The organism is Chryseobacterium sp. OSA05B, from assembly GCF_019970065.1.
Classification (GTDB): Bacteria; Bacteroidota; Bacteroidia; order Flavobacteriales; family Weeksellaceae; genus Chryseobacterium.
On the sequence record NZ_JAHXYH010000003.1, the window covers coordinates 348,102 to 367,327 of the forward strand.

The window sequence follows — 19,226 nt, forward strand, 5'->3', positions numbered from 1 at the left end:
AAATTTAACCCACAACAGAAGCACCGGCCTCTGCAATCTCTTTATCCTGCTCTGGAGTTCCCCCGGAAGACGCTATGGCTCCGATGATTTTCCCCTCAGCATCTTTGATCACTACTCCACCGGCAATCGTCAAAAGTCCGTCATTGGAATTCAGCATACCATATCCGTGCATATCTGCTCCCGAAATGATTGTTCCCATCACATCGCTGTCAACTCCGAACATTACTGCGGTTCTTGCTTTTTTAAGAGCAAAATCGATGACCCCATAAACGCTGTCCAGTCGTGCTAAGGTCATAAGATGTCCGCCGTTATCCACCACCACAATACTTACGGGAATATTGATAGATCCTGCTTTTTCTATGGCTGCCTGAAGTGCTTTTGCAGCCTGCTTATAAGTAATGCTCATGATTTAACTTTTTGCCGTCCAAGCATCCGCCTGAAGCTGTTTTACAAAATCTTCCGTTTCTTTAGGATGTACATTTCTGAAATTGGAATTTTCATCGAGTGCTACATTCACGATCACATCGGCCATAGACTGAGGATCCAACTGATGCGCAAGAGATTCAGCAACGCCATCGAAAGAAGATGCCGGTGTGAAATTCACTTTAGGATCATACCAACGGAAGATAGAATCTACTCCTCTGTCATTAAATCCCGTTCCGAAAACTCCAGGATTACACGTTGCGATCTTGATGTTGAATGGTGCCAGTTCGGTTTTTAAGCCTTCCGCAATAGATTCCATTGCATGTTTAGAAGCACAGTATGCTGCAACATAAGGTACGGTCCATAAACCTCCCATAGAAGTAGTGAATACAATTTTACCCGGCTTTTTCTGCTCAATCAGTTTCTTAGCGAAACCCTGTGCAAGCTCCAATGCACCGAAAACATTCACATCAAACATAGAACGGATAAATTCCAACGGTTGCTCAGCGATAGGACCTCCTTCCATAATACCGGCATTACTGATTAAAATATCAATATCATACTTTTGATGAATATATGCGATCTCTCTGGAATTGGTTACATCCAGTTTATCAACGGTCAATTCAATTCCCTGTTCACCCGCTTCCCGGATTAAATCACTCACCTGTGGATAAACCTGTGCGGTAGCAATTACTTTGTGTCCTTTTTTAGCCAGATCAAATGCGGCTATCTTCCCGAAACCGCTTGCTGCACCCGTAATTAAAATAGTTTTGCTCATTTTGTATTTCTTATTGTTACAGAGACAAATTTCAGGGATTTTGGAGGGAAGATTGTTGGTGTGAAGCTCAATATTTTATTGGTAGGAGGTTCAGAATAAAAGAAAATATAACCATATGTATTTTCAGATACCATACTTTGCTATATAATTAAGTGATTATCCTATTTTGGTGGGATTTTTGAATGTAAAACATAAACCAATCACACCATTGAAATTAATCACATTCACAAAAAAGGGGATTTACTGTCCGCAAGGGAAATTCTATATCGATCCGTGGAGACCCGTTGATCTCGCAGTCATCACACACGGACATGCCGACCATGCCCGATGGGGAATGAAAAAATATCTTTGTCATCACTATACAAAACCTATTCTTTATCAAAGGATCGGAATGGATATTGAATGCCAGAGCGTTGAATATGGTGAAACGGTGATTCTAAACGGAGTGAAAGTTTCGGTGCATCCTGCCGGACACATTATAGGATCAGCCCAGATCAGGTTGGAATACAAAGGGTATGTCACCGTCATTTCAGGAGATTACAAAGTACAGGAAGATGGTCTGAGTACTCCGTTTGAATTGGTAAAATGCAATGAATTTGTAACCGAAAGTACTTTCGGACTGCCGATTTACAACTGGCTGGAAGTTCCTGATCTCAATAAAAAACTTCAATCCTGGGTGCTTAAAAACCAGGAAAATTCAAAAACATCTGTATTTATAGGGTATTCTTTAGGAAAAGCTCAGCGAATTATGAAAGCTGTAGAAGGTTTAGGGAAAATCTATGTTCACAATTCCATTGGAAGACTGAATGAAGCCTTTGAATCCGTTGGTATTACTCTTCCGGATTACAAGATCGCTGATTTTAAGGAAAACCCAAAAGAAGTTCAGCACGAAATCGTTATTGTTCCTCCTGCTTTGCTGGACAGCAATATCATTAGAAAAATACCGGATGCTGCTACAGCGATCTGTTCAGGATGGATGCAGGTACGTGGAGCCAGAAGATGGCGCAGTGCAGATGCAGGATTTGCCATGAGCGATCACGCCGACTGGAAAGGGCTTTTGCAGGCCGTAAAAGCTACAGAAGCCGAGATCGTACACGTTACCCACGGACAGACCGAAATCTTCTCAAAATATTTAAATGAAATCGGCATCAAAGCAGATGTTGTAGAAACCCTGTTTGGTGAAGATGAAGAAGAATCTGAAAAAGAAATCATTGAAAATCCCGAGCCATGAAACATTTTGCAGATTTAATCAATGCCTTGGAAACGACCAATAAGACCAATGCTAAAATAGATGCTATCATCGATTATCTTGAACGTGCTCCCGATGAAGATAAAGTATGGTTTATTGCCTTGTTTACAGGCAAAAGACCGAAAAGAAATGTCAACACCAATTATATGAAAGAATGGGCACTGGAGATCACAAAACTTCCGTTTTGGTTATTTCAGGAAAGCTATTCTTCGGTGGGAGATTTGGGTGAGACCATTTCTCTTATTCTTCCTCCTCCGTCAGAAAAAATTGACCGTACCCTTTCTCAATGGATGTTGGATATTGTCAGTTTAAAGGACAAATCAGAAACAGAAAAGAAAGAATTTGTCTTGCAATCATGGAACGGACTGGATTATACAGAACGCTTAATCTTTAATAAATTACTAGGCGGAAGTTTCAGAATCGGAGTTTCGGATAAAACTTTGATCAATGCTTTGACCAAATTTTCATCTCAGGAATCCAGCACTTTAATGCATAGTCTGATGGGTAAATGGCTTCCCGGAGAAGTTTCATTTCAGGAACTCATTTCGGCTGAGAATATCAATCCGGATAATTCAAAACCCTATCCGTTTTGTCTGGCTTATCCTCTGGAAAAAGAGCTGGTAGAACTCGGAAATCCTGAAGACTGGCAGATCGAATATAAGTGGGACGGAATCCGAGGACAGATCATCAAAAGGAATGATGAAGTCTTTATCTGGTCCAGAGGTGAAGAGCTGGTTACCGATCAGTTTCCGGAAATCAGAGATGTGGTACAGGTTATGAGAGGTAACTTTGTTTTAGATGGAGAAATACTTGCGGTAAAGGATTATAATGTATTAAATTTTAATGAATTACAGAAAAGATTAAACAGGAAAACTTTAACTAAAAAAATGCTCGCAGATATTCCGATTGAAGTCTTTGTTTACGATCTTCTTGAACTGGAAGGAACCGATCTCCGCGAAAAATCCATCGCAGCCAGACGGGCCATGCTGGAAGAATTATTGTTGAATGAATCCCCTCCAAATATTAAACTTTCTGAAGTCATTGAATTTGAAAAATGGGAAGACCTGAATGCCATACGGGAAGGCTCAAGGGATATCAACAGTGAAGGTCTTATGCTGAAACAAAAGAATTCCCCCTACCATTCCGGAAGAAAAAAAGGCGACTGGTGGAAATGGAAAGTAAGTCCGCTCACCATTGATGCAGTCCTTATTTATGCCCAGAAAGGAAGCGGCCGACGAAGTGCCTACTACACAGATTACACATTCGCCGTAAAAAACGGAGATGCTCTGGTGACCATTGCGAAAGCCTATTCGGGACTGACGGATAAAGAAATTATGGAGGTCAGCCGGTTTGTCAATAAAAATGCCATTGAAAAATTCGGTCCGGTACGTACGGTGAAAGCTGAACTCGTGTTTGAAATTGCGTTTGAAGGGATCGGATTCAGCAGCAGACATAAAAGCGGTGTTGCACTGAGGTTTCCTAGAATTGTAAGATGGCGGAAAGACAAAACTGTAGACGAAATAGACGAACTTGAAGAAATAAAAAAACTGATCCAATAATTTGAAAGCATTTGAAAATAGCGACGGATTCAAAGTCATTCAGCAATGGATGGCTGATAAAGGCATTTCTCCTTTTAAATTTCAGATCGATACCTGGCAGAAATTCGGAAGCGGATACAGCGGAATGGTGGTGGCACCTACAGGATTCGGAAAGACATTTTCTGTTTTCCTTGCGCTGGTTTCAGATTTCATGAATCATCCTGAACAGTATAAAAAAGGATTGAAGATGATCTGGATCACTCCCCTGCGTTCCCTGTCCAAAGATATCGCAAAAGCGATGCAGGAAGCCATGGATGAAATCGGCCTCGATTGGACCGTGGGGGTCAGAAACGGAGATACGGAACAGAAAGTGAGACAGCAGCAGATCAGGAATATGCCTGAAATCCTCGTTGTCACTCCTGAAAGTCTTCATCTGCTTTTAGGCCAGAAAAATCATGCGAGATTCTTTCAGGAAATGAAATGTGTCGCCGTTGATGAATGGCATGAACTTTTGGGCTCAAAGCGCGGGGTCATGGTCGAACTGGCCATTTCACAGCTAAGAAAATATGTCCCGAAAGTAAAAATATGGGGAATTACAGCAACCATAGGAAATTTGGATGAAGCGATGGATGTTTTAATTCCCTATGACATCAAAAAGACAAAAATTACCGCCAAAGAACATAAAAAAATAGACATCCTGCCTGTTATTCCGGATGAGCTGGATATTCTGCCGTGGGCTGGGCATTTGGGCGCTAAATTAGCAGATAAAATCGTTCCCATCATTTTGGATTCAAAATCTACCATCGTTTTTACCAATACACGAAGCCAAAGTGAAATGTGGTACCAGCTTTTGCTCGATGCTTATCCTGACTTTGCAGGCCAGATCGCCATTCACCACAGTTCCATTGATGCCCATCTCCGCATCTGGATTGAAGAGAATTTAAGTGCCGGAAAACTGAAAGCCGTCGTTTCCACCTCTTCTTTAGATCTGGGAATTGATTTTAAACCTGTTGATACCGTCATTCAAATCGGTTCTGCCAAAGGTGTCGCCAGATTTCTGCAGCGTGCCGGACGAAGTGGACACTCCCCTTTTGAAACCTCTAAAATCTACTGCGTTCCCACCCATTCTCTCGAACTGATCGAAGTGGCTGCTTTAAAAGAAGCCGTGAAACAGAAAGTAATAGAGCCTCGCGAACCTCAGGTTTTGTGTTTCGATGTGTTGGTTCAGTTTATGATGACTTTGGCGGTTGGTGACGGATTTTATCCCGAAGAAACGTTTGAAAGAATCAAAAAAGTATTTGCTTTTCAGGAAATGACCGATGAAGAATGGAAAAGTATCCTGGATTTTCTGACAATCGGCGGAAGTGTTTTAAAAAATTACGAAGAATTCCATAAGATCGTCATCATGGAAGACGGTTTATACAAAGTCACTTCACGGAAAATCGCTATGCTTCACCGAATGAATATGGGGGTTATCGTAAGTGATGCCATGCTGAAAGTAAAATTCATTTCGGGCGGTTATATCGGAATGGTAGAGGAATATTTTATCTCAAAATTAAAAAAAGAAGAAAAATTTATTCTTGCCGGGCGAACGCTTGAAGTCGCCATGATCAAAGATATGACCGTCTACGTTCGCGCTGCAAAGGGAAAAGCGATGGCGCCAAGCTATCTGGGCGGAAGACTTCCTTTGAGCTCCAATTTAGGGCATTTTTTAAGAGAAAAGCTTTCCCATGCCTTAAATCCGAAAGCTTCAGAAAAGGAACTTAAATTTTTACATCCATTGTTGGCCAATCAGGAAAAAAACTCCCACATTCCCAAAGAGGATGAATTTCTCGTTGAATTAATCAAAAACCGTGAAGGTTATCATCTTTTCATGTATCCTTTCGAAGGACGTTTGGTTCATGAAGTGATGGCCGCACTCATCGCTTACCGTATTTCAAAGCTAGTTCCAATTTCTTTTTCAATGGCCATGAATGATTATGGTTTTGAACTTTTCAGCGATAAAGAAATTCCTCTGAACGAAGACAATCTGGATAGAATTCTCACCCGTGAGAACCTCATGAACGATGTCATTGCCAGCATCAATTCCGCAGAAATGGCAAGAAGAAAATTCCGGGATATAGCCGTCATTTCAGGAATGGTGATTCAGAATTACGCGGGAAAACAGCGTTCCAATAAGTCATTGCAAAGCTCGGCCGGCCTTATTTTTAAAGTTCTGGAAGATTACGACCCGAATCATTTCCTTGTCAGACAAGCCTATACCGAAGTTTTCAATATGCAGCTCCAGGAACCACGGCTGGTGGAAGCCTTTAAAAGAATTGAAAAATCAAAAATCATTTTAAAATATTCCCATACCTTTACTCCGCTGAGCTTCCCTATCAAAGTAGACAGCTTGAGGCAGACACTTTCGAGCGAAAGTCTGGATGCGAGGATCAAACGGATGGTGGAACAGGCGAGGAAAAGAGGCTTTTAGTTTTAGAGTTCAAAGATATAAATGATGAGTGATAAGTTTGTTGCGGGATGCGGGTTCTATGTCTCAATATAATAACTTCCTTCTTCTCTCTCATCTTCCAACCTTTAGAAAGTCATTAATACATTTTACAAAACAAGAACTTGAACATCGCAGTTAAAAATATCACCGTCAACAGTCAGGTTTTCACCTTAACTAATCAGCGTGCTGCATTTTGGAAAAAGGAAAAAGCATTGATTTTGTCGGACCTTCACATTGGAAAGACCGCTCATTTCAGGAAAAATGGAATTGCTTTGGCCAATCATATTATGAAAAGTGATCTGGAAAGACTTTCTTTTCTGATTGAATATTTTCAGCCCGAAAAATTCATTGTGGTCGGAGATCTGCTTCATGCCGGAGACAATTCAGATGTAGACGAATTCTGCAGCTGGAGGAATCAGTATCCGGATCTTCAGTTTTATCTGATTAAAGGAAATCATGACCGTCTATCCGCCGCACTGGAAAAGAAATTATGCTTAAATTTTAAATCCGAAATTTTAACCATCGAAGGCTTTACTTTTATTCATGATTTTGACAAAACATTGCAGGAATTTCAGATCACAGGACACATTCACCCGGGCGTTGTCCTTAATTCTTCCGTAAAAAAGATCAGACTTCCCTGCTTTGTTCAGACTGAAAAACAATTATTACTTCCCGCATTCAGTGAATTCACAGGACTGGATACGAAAAACATTCCTAAAGGAGGGAAATTCTTTGTATTTACAGATTCTGAGATTCATGAAATATGAGTTTAAGGCTGAGGCTGAGATCAAAATGGAGGGTAAAGCTATAAACAAAAAGACTGCCCAATGACGGCCAGTCCTTGAAAATATAAAAAACAGGGGAAATTATTTTTGATTTTTACTTAAACGGATACTGTAAAGTGTGATCAATACGGTCGCCACTAAAAATAAAGCTCCGATCCATGGTGTGCTTGCCAGCCCCAGTGAAGAAGTTACAACAAGACCTCCGGTGTAAGACCCGATCGCAATTCCTATGTTAAATGCCGCAATATTGATTCCTGAAGCTACATCTTCAGTTCCAGGCAGTTCTTTTTCTGCGATCTGTACCACCAAAAGCTGAAGTCCCGGTACGGTTGCAAAAGATAAACCGCCTAAAAGAAACAGAGTGATAATACTTAAGATCTGATTCCCTGCTGTGAAATAAAAAGCTAACAATACCAGTCCCTGTGCTGCAAACATCCACAGAAGCGCTTTTAAAGGATTTTTATTCGCAGTTTTCCCACCTAAAAGGTTTCCTAAAGCAATCGCAATCCCGTAAATCAGAAGAATAAAAGTCACTGTAGATTCCTTAAATCCTGTGATCTCCTGTAAGATCGGGGATAAATAGGTAAATACCACAAAAGTTCCTCCGTATCCCATCGCTGTCATTAAAAAGGCAAAGATCATACGTCTGTTTCCGAATACTTTGGGAAGACTTTTTAAAGAGGCCGTCTGGTCGCTTTTAAGGTTTTTCGGAACCAGCAGCATACTTGCGATTAAACCTATGATTCCAAGAATTGAAACCCCAATAAAAGTTGCTCTCCATCCGAAATGCTGTCCGATAAAAGTCCCCAGTGGAACTCCGGTTACAATCGCAAGGGTAAGTCCTGCAAACATGATTGAGATCGCTGTCGCTCTCTTCTCCTCAGGAACCAACGATGCTGCAATGGTGGAGCCGATGGAGAAATAAACCCCGTGAGCAAATCCGGTCAGAATCCTCGCCATTACCAGTGTGATAAATCCCGGAGCAATGGAAGCCAATCCGTTTCCAATCACAAATAGAAGCATAATTGAAATCAGCAATGCTTTTCTGGGAATTTTCCCCGTTAATGCCGTTAGTATCGGTGCTCCTATCGCTACTCCGATGGCGTAGAGACTCACCAGAAGTCCTGCTGACGGGATACTGATCCCCAGGTCTCCTGCTACTGTAGGAAGAAGTCCTACAATCACGAATTCTGTGGTTCCAATTCCAAATGCACTGATGGTTAATGCCCATAATGCTGCCGGCAGACCTTTGCTTTTGACAGCGGGTCCCGTTTTGATCTGTATTTCTTTTTGATAATTCATTGCGTTATAATTTTGTTGAATTTTGATAGGACAAATTTCCGACGAATTATCTTATTATAAAAATAATTTAAATTCTAGTAAAGTATCAGAATAATGATAGTTTGTTTTTTTGGACAAAAATTCCGTTCCTTTGCAGGAAAGCCAGTCTATATCTCAATGAAAAAATCGGAAGCCACCCGCCTGAATATTCTTCAGAAAGCCTTTGAACTGATCTATGTAAAAGGGTATAAAACCACCAGCGTTGATGAGATCATTGCCACTACACAGGTAACGAAAGGGGCGTTCTATTATCATTTTAAAACAAAAGATGAAATGGGACTGGCCATCATCAATGAACTTCTGAAAACCAACTTCAGAAGTACTTTTATTGACCCTCTTGAAAACGCGGATCGTCCACTGGAAAGTATTTATCAGCTGGTCTATGGCATCTTGATGGAAAACGATCTTCTTAAGGTTGAATACGGCTGCCCTACTTCCAACTTAACCCAGGAAATGGCTCCCTGGCATATGGATTTCACCAGAGCACTGAACGAGCTTGCAGAACGTTGGGAAAATGCAATGATCGCCTGTATCGAAAACGGGAAGAAAGAAGGTTCCATAAAAGATCATGTGGATGCCAAGGAAGTTGCAGTTTTCGTGATGTCGGGCTATTGGGGCGTAAGAAATTTAGGAAAACTGGAAAATTCAAAATCCGTGTATCTTATTTATTTAAAAGGACTTAAAAATTATTTTGAATCTCTGGAATAATTTTTTCTTAAAAAACATACTAGTTAGTATGTTTTTATTCTATCTTTGGTCCGTTCAAAAAAGTCATCCATGTACCAGACCCTTACCTTTTTGCACTCCACATTCCGGTGGATCGTTTTATTAAGTATTATATATGCCTTATGGCGAGCCTATAGAGGATATTCTCATCACAAAACATTTTCCAAAACAGATGACTCAGTCAGACATTGGACAGCAACGATTGCCCATATTCAGCTGATCTTCGGGATTGTTCTCTACGTTAAAAGTCCAATCGTTAAGTATTTCTGGAAGAATTTCAGTGAAGCCAAAGAATCTCTGGACATGCTTTTCTTCGGACTGATTCATATTTCCCTGATGATTACAGCTATTGTACTGATCACTATTGGTTCCGCTTTAGCCAAAAGAAAACCTACAGACCGGGAAAAATTCAAAACAATGCTCATCTGGTTTGCAGTGGCGCTTGCCGTTATTTTCATAGCAATTCCCTGGCCGTTCTCTCCTTTTGTTAACAGACCTTATTTCAGATAATTATGATACATTTATTAAAAACAAAAATCGGACGCCTGAGAATTCTGGCGATTCTGGAAGGAATCTCTCTACTGGCCCTGGTATTTATCGCCGTTCCAATGAAATACTGGCTTGGAAATCCCGCTCTTGTTAAGATGATGGGCCCAATCCACGGGACTTTATTTCTTCTTTTCCTCTTTAATACTTTAAGTGTAGGGGTTGAGCAACAATGGAAATTTAAGGAAACGACCTGGAAAGTGATCCTGGCATGTTTTATTCCTTTCGGGACTTTTTATATCGATAATAAAATTCTGAGCAAATTGTGAAAACGATACTTATATTTTGCGGAATAGCGCTTACAGTGTATATCATTTACCGGGTTTATAAATATCAGACTTTGGATGACGGCTTAGATCAGTTGATTAAAAAAGGGGCTGTCATTCTCGATGTAAGAACTGAGAAAGAATATGAAATGGGACATATGGAAGGTTCGGTAAATATTTCTTTGGGAACCATCAGGGAAAGATATGTTGGACTGGATCGTGAAAAAACGTACATCACGGTATGTTCCCACGGACTTCGCAGTGTAAAGGCTGAAAATATTCTAAAAGAAAGAGGATTTAAGCATGTGCACAATGGCGGTGCGTGGACTGACCTTCAGGGATTGCTAAAGTAAGGAAGTTGCTAATTATTGAGATTGAATTTCTAGCAATAGCCATGTCAAGGTTTAACACCTTGACATAGCTATCTTCCATCTTCCCACTTCCCGCTTCAAAACTAAATAGAACTATCCTTCATCCAAACCACTTTCTGTTCAGAATGATGTTCCTTACCGATGATATCGCGGTACAGTTCCGGCCTTCTTGCTTTTACATATCTGCTTCCGCCGGCCTGAGTGAGTTTTTCTGGGGTAAAAACTGCTGTTTCAAAACTGTCATTAAACGAACGGCATTCCGCAATGATATCTCCGAAAGGATCAATAATCATTGAACACCCATTTTTCAGCTGATCATCATCCATTCCGATCGGATTGGAGAAAACGGCATAAATTCCGTTGTCATAAGCTCTGGCAGGCAGCCATTTCATCAGCCAGTCCCGGCCTTTCATTCCATCAAATTCCAGGCGGAGCGATGTAGAATCGGCTTCCCTGTTCTTCCACAATTCAGGATCTACAAAACCTGCTCCCGGCCTTGTAGAAGGCGTACACATGGTGACGTGAGGCATGAAAATAATATCTGCCCCCAAAAGCCTGGTCGCTCTTACATTTTCAACGATATTGTTGTCATAGCAGATCAGAATTCCGCATTTCCAACCATGAATTTCAAAAACACAGTATTCGTTTCCTGGCGTCAGATGTGGGTTGATAAATGGGTGAAGTTTTCTGTATTTGGCTTTCAGTCCGGTTTTATCTACACAGACGTAAGCCTTGAAAATATAATCATTTTCATCTTTTTCAAATAATCCTGCCAAAATAGTAATATCATGCTTCAAAGCAATCTGCTGTAGTTTTTGAATGCTTTTCCCATCAGGAATGAATTCTGCGACTTCCAGAAGCTGTTCTTTGGTCAGATTCCGGGCAAAAGTATAGCCTGTAATTGAACATTCATGAAAAACAATGACTTGTGAGCCTTTCGAAGCGGCTTCTGCAGCTAATTTTTCTATGACGGATAGATTGTATTCTTTATCACCGCTTTTATTTTCGAACTGGGCGGTTGAAACTTTAAGATTGTCCATTCTTTTTTTCTGCAAAGCTAGCAGACACCCTCATCCGAAGATTGTACAAAACCGACATCGGCTAAGTAAACGGAATTTCGATAAAATTGACAGCCAGTTTATTTTCTGTTTTCAGGTACTGACCGGGCGTCAATCCGATTGTGTTTTTGAATTCCCTGATCAGATGCGACTGATCTGAATATCCTGCTTCGTAGGAAAGACTAGCGATACTGTTCTGATCCGTACTGTTTTTCATCAGACTTAAAAAATGATGAAGCCGGATGATGGTACTGTATTTCTTGGGGGATATGCCGATATTTTCATCAAACTTCCTTTCAATATGGCGTTCAGAATATCCAGTGAAGTGCTCCAGCTCTTTCAGCGATAAAGTTCCCCTGTTTTGAAGCATATGTTGCTGAACTTTCATGAGCCAGGAATCCGGATTGCTTTTTGTGGAGATCAGCTTCATGAAATATGCATTCAGGGCCGCTATTATGGATTTCGGATCTTCTTTGTTATCCAGCTTTTCCTGAAATGGCAGCAACTGATCTTTCAAAATATCCGAAGCGGAAACAATTTCGTTTTTAATGTCTTTGGCGGCCACATCAAACAGCAGATTGAAAAAATAAGGCTGAAAAACCACTGCCAATATTGAAAATTTCCCTTTTGTACTCAAATCTTTATATTGAGTGGGTTGACCGTAAAAAAAGGATAATGGCAGATTTTTATCCTGTCCGTCAAGCATATTCATATCTGCGGAGATGATTAAACCGGTATTTCCATCAGCAAACAATCGCAGATTTTTGGTGATATCTTCCGGATTTTCTAAGAAGATATAATGTTTAATATAATTGGCCAGCTGCCTGGGAGGAGAGATCTGCATGCTACAATTTAAGCTTTTTTATAATCCATGGCAACGTGAGTCCCTGTCCTAAAAGTGAAATTAAGACAACGGCTATGGACAGGAAAACGATTTCACTGCGTAAGGGAAAAGGTTCACCATCACTTAATGTCGCAGGAAGCCCCAGCGCAATGGCTAATGAAACAATTCCTCGCATCCCCGACCAGGTAATGATAAAGCTTGTTTTGGAATCAAATAAAGCTTCTTCACTGATTTTTCTTCTCCCCTGAAAAGCTTTCTGAAGGTTGAACTGCTGTAAATAAACCCTTGCCATTCTGATCAGTAAGGTGACCAGTACAATGATTACGGCATATCCTGCATAAGTCCAGACCTGAATATGAGCCATTTTTCTCACGATAATCGGAAACTCAAGACCGATTAATAAAAATATTAGTCCATTCAGAAGGAAAATAATAATATCCCAGAAATTTCTGGACTGCTCCTTCACATGATCCGGAAATTTATTTCTGCTCAGTTTAGACATTCCCAAACCGAGTGCAACCACCGCAATCACTCCCGATACCTCGAAGTGCTCTGCAATAAGATACGTAACGAAGGGCATAAGAAGAATTAAACTGTTTACCACCATGGCATCTTTACGAAAGAAACCGATGGTAAGGGCCAATGCTTTAAAAATAATCCAACCCACAAGAAATCCGCCTCCCAACACAACAAAAAACTCCAGCGAGGCTTTCCAGGTAACAAAGCTGATTCCCGTAACTGCAGCAACCGCAAAGCGATAAGCAACCAAAGCTGAAGCATCATTGATCAGGCTCTCTCCTTCCAGGATCGTCATAGTCCTGTGAGAAAGTCCTAATCCTTTTGTGACTCCAACCGCAGCTACAGCATCCGTGGCTGAAAGAATAGAACCCAATACGAAGGCCAGCGGCCAGGTCATACCCGGAATTAAATAATAAGCGATAACAGCTATTCCGGCTGTTGTTAAAAACACCAGTCCAATAGCCAATGTCCCGATGGTATTGATGTTGGTTTTAAACTGTTGAAAGGAAATATTAAAGGCCGCATCGTACAAAAGCGGCGGTAGAAACAGCAGCATAATGATCTCAGGATTGATCTCAATTTCAGGCATTGCAGGAACAAAACCGATCATAATACCGACAATTAAAAGCAGCATCGGTACCGGAATCTTTATTTTACCCGCCAAACCGGATATGCCGATCATTAAGGCCATGATCACTAAAATGACCGCATAGTTTTCCATCAGATTTTATCGTATTGAAATATTTCGAATTCCTTTTGTGAAATAAGGTTCTACCACAAAAATAATTATTTCTGGTGATCACAGGACTTTTTTAGGTCTTAAATCTATTCAGCTTTTCATTCAAATCATTTTGTGAGGGACTAAAACAGTGAGAAAACGGGGATATTTAATGGCAATTTTTTTATTATAATTTCCTTTTTGGTTAGATTTTTGAACTAAACAGAGCAACGTATACTGTATTGTATTTCTATTTTTAAAAATTCCAATCACTTAAAATATAATATTATGTCAACAAAAAATTTAACCCACCTCGAAGCCATTAAAAAAATCCAGGAACTGTCTGAAAAGGCAAGAATTTGTATGTTCTGTACCGAACTCGGAACCACACCTTTAAATTCCCGGCCTATGACGCTTCAGGAAACGGATGACAGCGGAAATTTATGGTTTATCAGCAGCGCGACCAGCAATAAGAATTTTGAGATCAAAGATGACCGGAATGTACAGCTTTTCTTTATGAATAATGGTGATTCGCAGTATCTTTCTGTCTTTGGGCAGGCTTCTGTCTACAAGGATAAAGCTACCATTGAAGAAAAATGGTCGCCGATGGCCAAGGCATGGTTTGACGGAAAAGATGATCCGGATGTAACCATCATTCGTGTAGAGCCCAAAGAAACCTATTACTGGGATACCAAAGCAGGAAAGCTGGTGAGCCTGTTCAGTTTTGTAGCTTCGGCTCTGACCGGTATTAAAACCAATAACTCCGACGGCGTAGAAGGTAACGCTATCGTATAAGACAAAGTTGGTTGAGGAAAATCCTCAGCCAACTTTTCTACAACATAAATATTAATCTGATATCAAAAAAAACTGGTAGCTGCGACTCCCAAAGCCACCAGTTTTTTTATTTCTTCACATCCTCCATGGAAGCTCCAAAATTGATATGCAGAACATTTCCGTTCGGCGTTACCAAAGCAGGAACCGACTTTACGCCTGCATTTTCAGCTTCTGCAATTTTATTCCTGTCATTTCCTAAATGAACAATCTCTACATTGTCAGCACCGATAAGGTTAATGATGTCATGTTCTGCACTTACACATACGGAACATCCTGCGTGATAAAAAACTGGTTTTTTCATAATTTTGATTAATTGATAAGGGTTTTAATAATTATTTTAAGTTCTTCTGTTTCTTTTTCGGTCAGAGGTTTTAGTGGACTTCTTAGGCTTCCACCTTCTTCACCGAGAATATTCAGCCCTGCTTTCACTGCTCTCGGAAGACCTTTGTTTACAATGAATTTCAGCAGGTCAAACTGCCTGTAGAAAACTTCTTTTGCTTTCTCCAGATCTCCTTCTTCAATGGCTTTATACAAACCCACATTAAGTTCCGGAATTAAATTGGGTGCAGCGGTACACCATCCTCTTGCTCCGGCCGTAAATGCAGCCAGCGCCAATGGATTGGATCCGTTGTAGAAAGCCGTTTCCTCGCCCAGTTCTTTTCTGAGATAATGCATTCTTTGAATATCTCCCGTACTTTCCTTGATCATCGTAACATTCGGGATCTCTAAAAGCCTTTTCAAAAGTGCTGGAGACATATCTACTCCACTGGTGGCAGGATTGTTATAAGCCATGATAGGAATTGAAATTTTGCTGGCCACTGCATCATAATGGGCTACGATTTCATCATCCGTCAGTTTCCAATAACTCATAGGAATGATCATTACGGCATCAGCTCCCGCTTTTTCAGCAAATTGGGCATGATGTACTGTTTTTTCTGTTGTAAGATTTGATACGCCAACCAATGTTGGAACCCTTCCGTTTGTTTGCTGTATGGAGGCTTCTGTAATCGCCTCCTTTTCTTCATCGGAGAGATACGGCATCACACCTGTGCTTCCTAATGGGGCAATTCCATGACTTCCCGAAACGATGAGTCTTTCTACCAGCTTTTTGAAAAGAGGAATGTCTACTTTTTCATTCTGGTCAAAAGGCGTAATGGGATAAGCAATGATGCCTTTGAATGGAACATTTTTCATGTTTTATTTTTTTAATTAAATGATAAACTGAGATTAGGGGTTAGGAAAAAATCCTTTATTTTATACTTTAAAAAGTGTTCGGGTTGATTTTTTTTGGATTAAATGATTAAAGCTTCTGTCTAAATCCCTTAACCTTAACCTTAACCTTAACCTTAACCTTTGAACCCTATAAATCTCTTCCTTCTTCTTCTCTCAACGCTACTCCTAAATTCTGAAGCTGTGGCGCATTTTCGCAGGCTAAATATTTGGCAGGCTCTGTATCACTAAGGTTTTGGTGCTTATGCCAGGCCCATGAAGGAATGTAAACGGCATCACCAGCTTCCCAATGTACTCTCTCATCTTCTACTTCCGTCCATCCTTTTCCTTCAATCACGTACAAAACGGTTTCATATGTGTGACGGTGTCTGTTGGTCTGCTGACCAGGAGTTAATCCACCGATAGTCATACTTACGTTTTTACTTGGAAGATCTACAAAGAAAACCGGATGCTTTCTTTCCGTCGAAAACTGGTTATGTACGCCTGCATTTTCTACATTTTTATGAATTAAATGACTAGGTTTTACGTACTTTGGTCTTGCAAATGTTTCGTGAAAATCTTTTGAACTGAAATCTTTTTTGTCCATGATGTTTTACATTTTAATTGTTTCGTGCGTTATTGCATGACAAAATTATCTTATATTTGGACTGTTTAAATGATTCAGTTTTTACATAAACAGGTAGTCCAGATGCTCCGTCCTTGGAAATTAGAACTTGAAATCGATAAAAAGCTTGAAAAAGCCGTCTATCTGCAGATAGCGGATACTATCATTGCGGACATACGTTCCGGAAGGCTCAATGCTGGAGATGCACTTCCCGGAAGCAGAAACCTTGCCCTGATGCTGAAGATCAACAGAAATACAGTGGTGGAAGCCTATCAGGTACTTATTAATGAAGAATGGGTCATTTCCAAAGAAAGAAAAGGAATTTTTGTCTCCGATAAACTTCCGGTTTTACAGGAAAGGATCAATACAAGAGGGCCGGAAGCTGAAAAGGATCTATCTGTTTTAAGCAGACCCGTAATCAATTTTGATGATGGTCATCCGGACAGCAAAATAGCTCCGGTCACAGAACTTGCCCGTGCCTACCGCCAGATTTTTAACAGAAAAGCAAAATGGCAGATGATGGGTTACAGCAATGAACATGGCGATATTGAATTCCGGAAAACGATTTCTCAGATGCTGAATCACCAACGGGGAATGCATATCAATGAAAATGAAGTTTCGATCACAAGAGGAAGCCAGATGGCGATGTTTCTTACCGCTCAATGCCTGCTAAAATCCGGAGATCAGGTGATTGTGGAGAATCCCGGATACAAACCCGCCTGGAAAGCCTTTGAATACGCAGGAGCAGAACTTCTTCCGACAGCAGTAGATGAGGAAGGGATTGTCATTAAAGATATTGAAAAGCTTTTAGCAGAAAATAAAAATATAAAAGCGATCTACATTACCCCTCACAGACAATATCCTACAACGGTTACTTTAAGTTTAGCACGAAGACTGGAATTAATTGAATTATCCAACAAAAATGAAATAACCATCATTGAAGATGATTACGACAATGAGTTCCATTTTGGGTATCGCCCTATTCTTCCCGTTTCAAGTTTTGCTGAACTCAGCAGCTATGTCTATGTGGGAACATTGAGCAAAGTGGTGGCTCCTGCCCTGCGGATTGGCTATCTGGCATCCAAGGACCCCACTCTGATCAAAAAAATAGGAGATCTGCGGAAGATCATTGATGTTCAGGGTGATGTGATTATGGAACAGGCCGTTCTGCAATTAATCAAGGAGGGCACCGTGAAAAAACATATCAAAAAAGCGACCGTTCATTATAAAAATAAAAGAGATCTTGTATACAGCCTTTTGGAAAAGCATTTGAAAGAAGTTGCCGATTTTACACTTCCCGAAGGAGGCCTTGCCTTCTGGATTGTTCCGAAAGAAAATCTGGATTGGGATGCTGTAACGGCTTCACTGCTTGAAAAAAGCATTCATATCATTCATCCGAAGCAATATAGTTCAGACCCAATCATCAACGGATTCAGGCTGAGCTATGGTTCTCTTTCTGAGGAACAGTTGGAAGACAGTATAAAAATTATTTCTAAGGTTCTGAAGCTTTATAGCAACCGGATAGAATAATTTATATTTTTAGGTTTTGGCTAAAGCCGTGGAATTTTTTCCCTTAATTAGATGGGCTAAAGCCCATCCCTATTGAATGGATATTCAGAAGCATAATGGGAAATTAAAAAATCTGCTCTATCAGTCAGATCAGCGAGAAATCAAAATGAATTCTGAGTTCATTTTTCCCACAGATTGAGCAAATAAAGCAGATTTGTATAGGTTTATAAGTGATTTACTCCACTTCAAAAATAGCCTGGATTTCCACAGATGAATTCACGGGGATAGAGGAAGCTCCAAGAGTAGCTCTGGCATGTTTTCCTTTTTCACCCAGAATTTCTACCGTCAGATCTGAAGCTGTATTCATCAGGTCTGCATGCTTTGTGTAATCATCTTTTGTGTTGAAAATTCCGGTAAGCTGCACACATTGTTTTACTTTGTTAAGATCACCGCCTACCGCTTCTTTTAAAACCGCAATAACATTAAGCATCGTCGCTTTCGTAGCCTCTTTCACCTGTTCTTCATTCACACTAACGCCTAATTTTCCCGGATTTAAAATTTTCCCGTCTTTCAAAGCCACCTGATTGATAAATACCAGATTTCCTGAACGTACATAAGGCTTATAATTTCCTGCCGGCTGGGGAACTTTTGGAAGGGTTATATTTTTCTGTTTTAAAAGAGCATTGATGTCTTCAGATTTTTCCACAGGGGCAACTGCTGTCAGTTTTTTACTGAATGTTCCTTTCAAAGCCAAAGCCGTTTTAGCAAAATTACTTCCCTGAAGTTGTGCCAGTGCGCGTTCGTCTTTCGTAGGTCTTTCAACATCTTTCAGTGAGGCCATGGTTGTAACGCCTAAGACTGTATTTCCCTGGGGAATGGCTTTATTAATGCTTTCCGTTCCTCTGATTCCATTGGAAACCAATACCATTCCGTGAACGGCTAAAGTATTCCAGAACGCGTTAAGAGCCAGTTCTTTTCCTGCGCCGCTTCCTGCAGACATAAAAACAGTGGCAGGCATTCCTTCCAGTGCATGATTGGTCCATAAATTAACGGTTTTCGATAAAAACTCGCTCATTCCCGTACTTATGTTTCCAAAATAAACAGGTGATCCAAAAGCGATTCCGTCGTAGGAAGGCAGTTCTTCTACGGATGCGACAGGAATATTTTTAAGTTTTGCGTTTTGAGATTCTTTTACCTGTTTGATGATGGCTGTAGCATTTTTGCTGCTTTCGATGCCGGTTGCTATTTCTTTAGCCAATTCGTAGGTTCCGCCATTATCTGAATGAATGAGGACCAGTATTTTAGCTTTGTTCTCTTGTGCCATGATGGTGGTGATTTTTAATAATAAAATTAATACAAAAACCGTACTTAGTTTTTTCATTTTTAATAGATAAAT

20 protein-coding genes are annotated in these 19,226 nt (G+C 40.4%); 10 read left to right on the forward strand and 10 right to left on the reverse strand.

The window, feature by feature from the left end:
• Positions 1-4: 4 nt before the first annotated feature.
• Positions 5-406 (reverse strand): heme-binding protein, encoded by a 402-nt coding sequence (locus LC419_RS13765; RefSeq protein ID WP_223607906.1) that lies wholly within the window; start codon positions 404-406, stop codon positions 5-7.
• A gap of 3 nt (positions 407-409) precedes the next feature.
• Positions 410-1,201: an SDR family oxidoreductase gene (locus LC419_RS13770; protein ID WP_223607907.1), complete on the reverse strand. Its 792-nt coding sequence runs from the start codon at positions 1,199-1,201 to the stop codon at positions 410-412.
• Between the two features lie 208 nt (positions 1,202-1,409).
• On the opposite strand from LC419_RS13770, the gene LC419_RS13775 reads away from it, so the two are divergent.
• The 4 genes from LC419_RS13775 to pdeM all read left to right on the forward strand — a co-directional run bounded on the left by LC419_RS13775 (position 1,410) and on the right by pdeM (position 7,246).
• Positions 1,410-2,432: a ligase-associated DNA damage response exonuclease gene (locus LC419_RS13775; protein ID WP_223607908.1), complete on the forward strand. Its 1,023-nt coding sequence runs from the start codon at positions 1,410-1,412 to the stop codon at positions 2,430-2,432.
• Positions 2,429-4,009: an ATP-dependent DNA ligase gene (locus LC419_RS13780; protein ID WP_223607909.1), complete on the forward strand. Its 1,581-nt coding sequence runs from the start codon at positions 2,429-2,431 to the stop codon at positions 4,007-4,009. The genes LC419_RS13775 and LC419_RS13780 overlap by 4 nt, the downstream gene beginning before the upstream one ends.
• Position 4,010: 1 nt before the next feature.
• Positions 4,011-6,461 carry a ligase-associated DNA damage response DEXH box helicase gene (locus LC419_RS13785; RefSeq protein ID WP_223607910.1) on the forward strand — a complete coding sequence of 817 codons (2,451 nt, stop codon included), beginning with the start codon at positions 4,011-4,013 and terminating at the stop codon, positions 6,459-6,461.
• A 140-nt stretch (positions 6,462-6,601) separates the two neighbouring features.
• A complete protein-coding gene (pdeM, locus tag LC419_RS13790; protein WP_223607911.1) occupies positions 6,602-7,246 on the forward strand; it encodes a ligase-associated DNA damage response endonuclease PdeM in 645 nt (214 codons plus the stop codon).
• Between the two features lie 99 nt (positions 7,247-7,345).
• Here the strand turns inward: pdeM and LC419_RS13795 are convergent, their stop codons facing one another.
• Positions 7,346-8,566, reverse strand: coding sequence for an MFS transporter (locus LC419_RS13795; protein WP_223607912.1), 1,221 nt, complete (start codon positions 8,564-8,566; stop codon positions 7,346-7,348).
• A gap of 156 nt (positions 8,567-8,722) precedes the next feature.
• Between LC419_RS13795 and LC419_RS13800 the strand changes: the two genes are divergently transcribed.
• From LC419_RS13800 to LC419_RS13815, 4 genes are all read left to right on the forward strand, one after another.
• Complete coding sequence (locus tag LC419_RS13800; RefSeq protein WP_223607913.1) at positions 8,723-9,313, forward strand: TetR/AcrR family transcriptional regulator; 591 nt, start codon at positions 8,723-8,725, stop codon at positions 9,311-9,313.
• A gap of 69 nt (positions 9,314-9,382) precedes the next feature.
• Positions 9,383-9,841 carry a hypothetical protein gene (locus LC419_RS13805; RefSeq protein WP_223607914.1) on the forward strand — a complete coding sequence of 153 codons (459 nt, stop codon included), beginning with the start codon at positions 9,383-9,385 and terminating at the stop codon, positions 9,839-9,841.
• A gap of 2 nt (positions 9,842-9,843) precedes the next feature.
• Positions 9,844-10,146 carry a DUF3817 domain-containing protein gene (locus tag LC419_RS13810; protein ID WP_223607915.1) on the forward strand — a complete coding sequence of 101 codons (303 nt, stop codon included), beginning with the start codon at positions 9,844-9,846 and terminating at the stop codon, positions 10,144-10,146.
• The gene (locus LC419_RS13815; RefSeq protein ID WP_223607916.1) at positions 10,143-10,496 is read left to right on the forward strand and encodes a rhodanese-like domain-containing protein; all 354 of its coding nucleotides are present in this window, start codon (positions 10,143-10,145) and stop codon (positions 10,494-10,496) included. The genes LC419_RS13810 and LC419_RS13815 overlap by 4 nt, the downstream gene beginning before the upstream one ends.
• 101 nt (positions 10,497-10,597) lie before the next feature.
• On the opposite strand, the gene LC419_RS13820 is transcribed toward LC419_RS13815, so the two are convergent.
• The 3 genes from LC419_RS13820 to LC419_RS13830 form a co-directional block, all read right to left on the reverse strand.
• A complete protein-coding gene (locus LC419_RS13820) occupies positions 10,598-11,554 on the reverse strand; it encodes a nitrilase family protein (protein ID WP_223607917.1) in 957 nt (318 codons plus the stop codon).
• Positions 11,555-11,615: 61 nt separating this feature from the next.
• Complete coding sequence (locus LC419_RS13825; protein ID WP_223607918.1) at positions 11,616-12,416, reverse strand: AraC family transcriptional regulator; 801 nt, start codon at positions 12,414-12,416, stop codon at positions 11,616-11,618.
• Position 12,417: 1 nt separating this feature from the next.
• Positions 12,418-13,656, reverse strand: a complete 1,239-nt coding sequence (locus tag LC419_RS13830; RefSeq protein ID WP_223607919.1) for a Na+/H+ antiporter — start codon at positions 13,654-13,656, stop codon at positions 12,418-12,420.
• Between the two features lie 285 nt (positions 13,657-13,941).
• Here LC419_RS13830 and LC419_RS13835 point away from each other — a divergent pair, with 285 nt between their 5' ends.
• Entirely contained in the window at positions 13,942-14,448 is a 507-nt protein-coding gene (locus tag LC419_RS13835) for a pyridoxamine 5'-phosphate oxidase family protein (protein ID WP_223607920.1), read from the forward strand.
• Between the two features lie 106 nt (positions 14,449-14,554).
• On the opposite strand, the gene LC419_RS13840 is transcribed toward LC419_RS13835, so the two are convergent.
• The 3 genes from LC419_RS13840 to LC419_RS13850 all read right to left on the reverse strand — a co-directional run bounded on the left by LC419_RS13840 (position 14,555) and on the right by LC419_RS13850 (position 16,303).
• Positions 14,555-14,788, reverse strand: a complete 234-nt coding sequence (locus LC419_RS13840) for a thioredoxin family protein (RefSeq protein WP_223607921.1) — start codon at positions 14,786-14,788, stop codon at positions 14,555-14,557.
• Between the two features lie 8 nt (positions 14,789-14,796).
• Positions 14,797-15,681, reverse strand: a complete 885-nt coding sequence (locus tag LC419_RS13845; protein WP_223607922.1) for a dihydrodipicolinate synthase family protein — start codon at positions 15,679-15,681, stop codon at positions 14,797-14,799.
• A gap of 166 nt (positions 15,682-15,847) precedes the next feature.
• Positions 15,848-16,303, reverse strand: coding sequence for a cupin domain-containing protein (locus LC419_RS13850; RefSeq protein WP_048507048.1), 456 nt, complete (start codon positions 16,301-16,303; stop codon positions 15,848-15,850).
• 102 nt (positions 16,304-16,405) lie between these two features.
• On the opposite strand from LC419_RS13850, the gene LC419_RS13855 reads away from it, so the two are divergent.
• On the forward strand, positions 16,406-17,851 hold the full coding sequence (locus LC419_RS13855; RefSeq protein WP_223608242.1) for a PLP-dependent aminotransferase family protein: 1,446 nt from the start codon (positions 16,406-16,408) through the stop codon (positions 17,849-17,851).
• 214 nt (positions 17,852-18,065) lie between these two features.
• Here LC419_RS13855 and LC419_RS13860 read toward each other — a convergent pair whose 3' ends face one another.
• Positions 18,066-19,211, reverse strand: coding sequence for an Atu1372/SO_1960 family protein (locus LC419_RS13860; protein WP_223607923.1), 1,146 nt, complete (start codon positions 19,209-19,211; stop codon positions 18,066-18,068).
• Between the last annotated feature and the right edge of the window lie 15 nt (positions 19,212-19,226).

What these genes read in the sequence shown, in the direction of transcription:
- LC419_RS13765 (WP_223607906.1), bottom strand. Translation starts at nt 406, where the DNA reads ATGAGCATTACTTATAAGCAGGCTGCAAAAGCACTTCAGGCAGCCATA.
- LC419_RS13770 (WP_223607907.1), bottom strand. Translation starts at nt 1,201, where the DNA reads ATGAGCAAAACTATTTTAATTACGGGTGCAGCAAGCGGTTTCGGGAAG.
- LC419_RS13780 (WP_223607909.1), top strand. Translation starts at nt 2,429, where the DNA reads ATGAAACATTTTGCAGATTTAATCAATGCCTTGGAAACGACCAATAAG.
- LC419_RS13795 (WP_223607912.1), bottom strand. Translation starts at nt 8,566, where the DNA reads ATGAATTATCAAAAAGAAATACAGATCAAAACGGGACCCGCTGTCAAA.
- LC419_RS13800 (WP_223607913.1), top strand. Translation starts at nt 8,723, where the DNA reads ATGAAAAAATCGGAAGCCACCCGCCTGAATATTCTTCAGAAAGCCTTT.
- LC419_RS13805 (WP_223607914.1), top strand. Translation starts at nt 9,383, where the DNA reads ATGTACCAGACCCTTACCTTTTTGCACTCCACATTCCGGTGGATCGTT.
- LC419_RS13810 (WP_223607915.1), top strand. Translation starts at nt 9,844, where the DNA reads ATGATACATTTATTAAAAACAAAAATCGGACGCCTGAGAATTCTGGCG.
- LC419_RS13820 (WP_223607917.1), bottom strand. Translation starts at nt 11,554, where the DNA reads ATGGACAATCTTAAAGTTTCAACCGCCCAGTTCGAAAATAAAAGCGGT.
- LC419_RS13825 (WP_223607918.1), bottom strand. Translation starts at nt 12,416, where the DNA reads ATGCAGATCTCTCCTCCCAGGCAGCTGGCCAATTATATTAAACATTAT.
- LC419_RS13830 (WP_223607919.1), bottom strand. Translation starts at nt 13,656, where the DNA reads ATGGAAAACTATGCGGTCATTTTAGTGATCATGGCCTTAATGATCGGC.
- LC419_RS13835 (WP_223607920.1), top strand. Translation starts at nt 13,942, where the DNA reads ATGTCAACAAAAAATTTAACCCACCTCGAAGCCATTAAAAAAATCCAG.
- LC419_RS13840 (WP_223607921.1), bottom strand. Translation starts at nt 14,788, where the DNA reads ATGAAAAAACCAGTTTTTTATCACGCAGGATGTTCCGTATGTGTAAGT.
- LC419_RS13845 (WP_223607922.1), bottom strand. Translation starts at nt 15,681, where the DNA reads ATGAAAAATGTTCCATTCAAAGGCATCATTGCTTATCCCATTACGCCT.
- LC419_RS13850 (WP_048507048.1), bottom strand. Translation starts at nt 16,303, where the DNA reads ATGGACAAAAAAGATTTCAGTTCAAAAGATTTTCACGAAACATTTGCA.
- LC419_RS13855 (WP_223608242.1), top strand. Translation starts at nt 16,406, where the DNA reads ATGCTCCGTCCTTGGAAATTAGAACTTGAAATCGATAAAAAGCTTGAA.
- LC419_RS13860 (WP_223607923.1), bottom strand. Translation starts at nt 19,211, where the DNA reads ATGAAAAAACTAAGTACGGTTTTTGTATTAATTTTATTATTAAAAATC.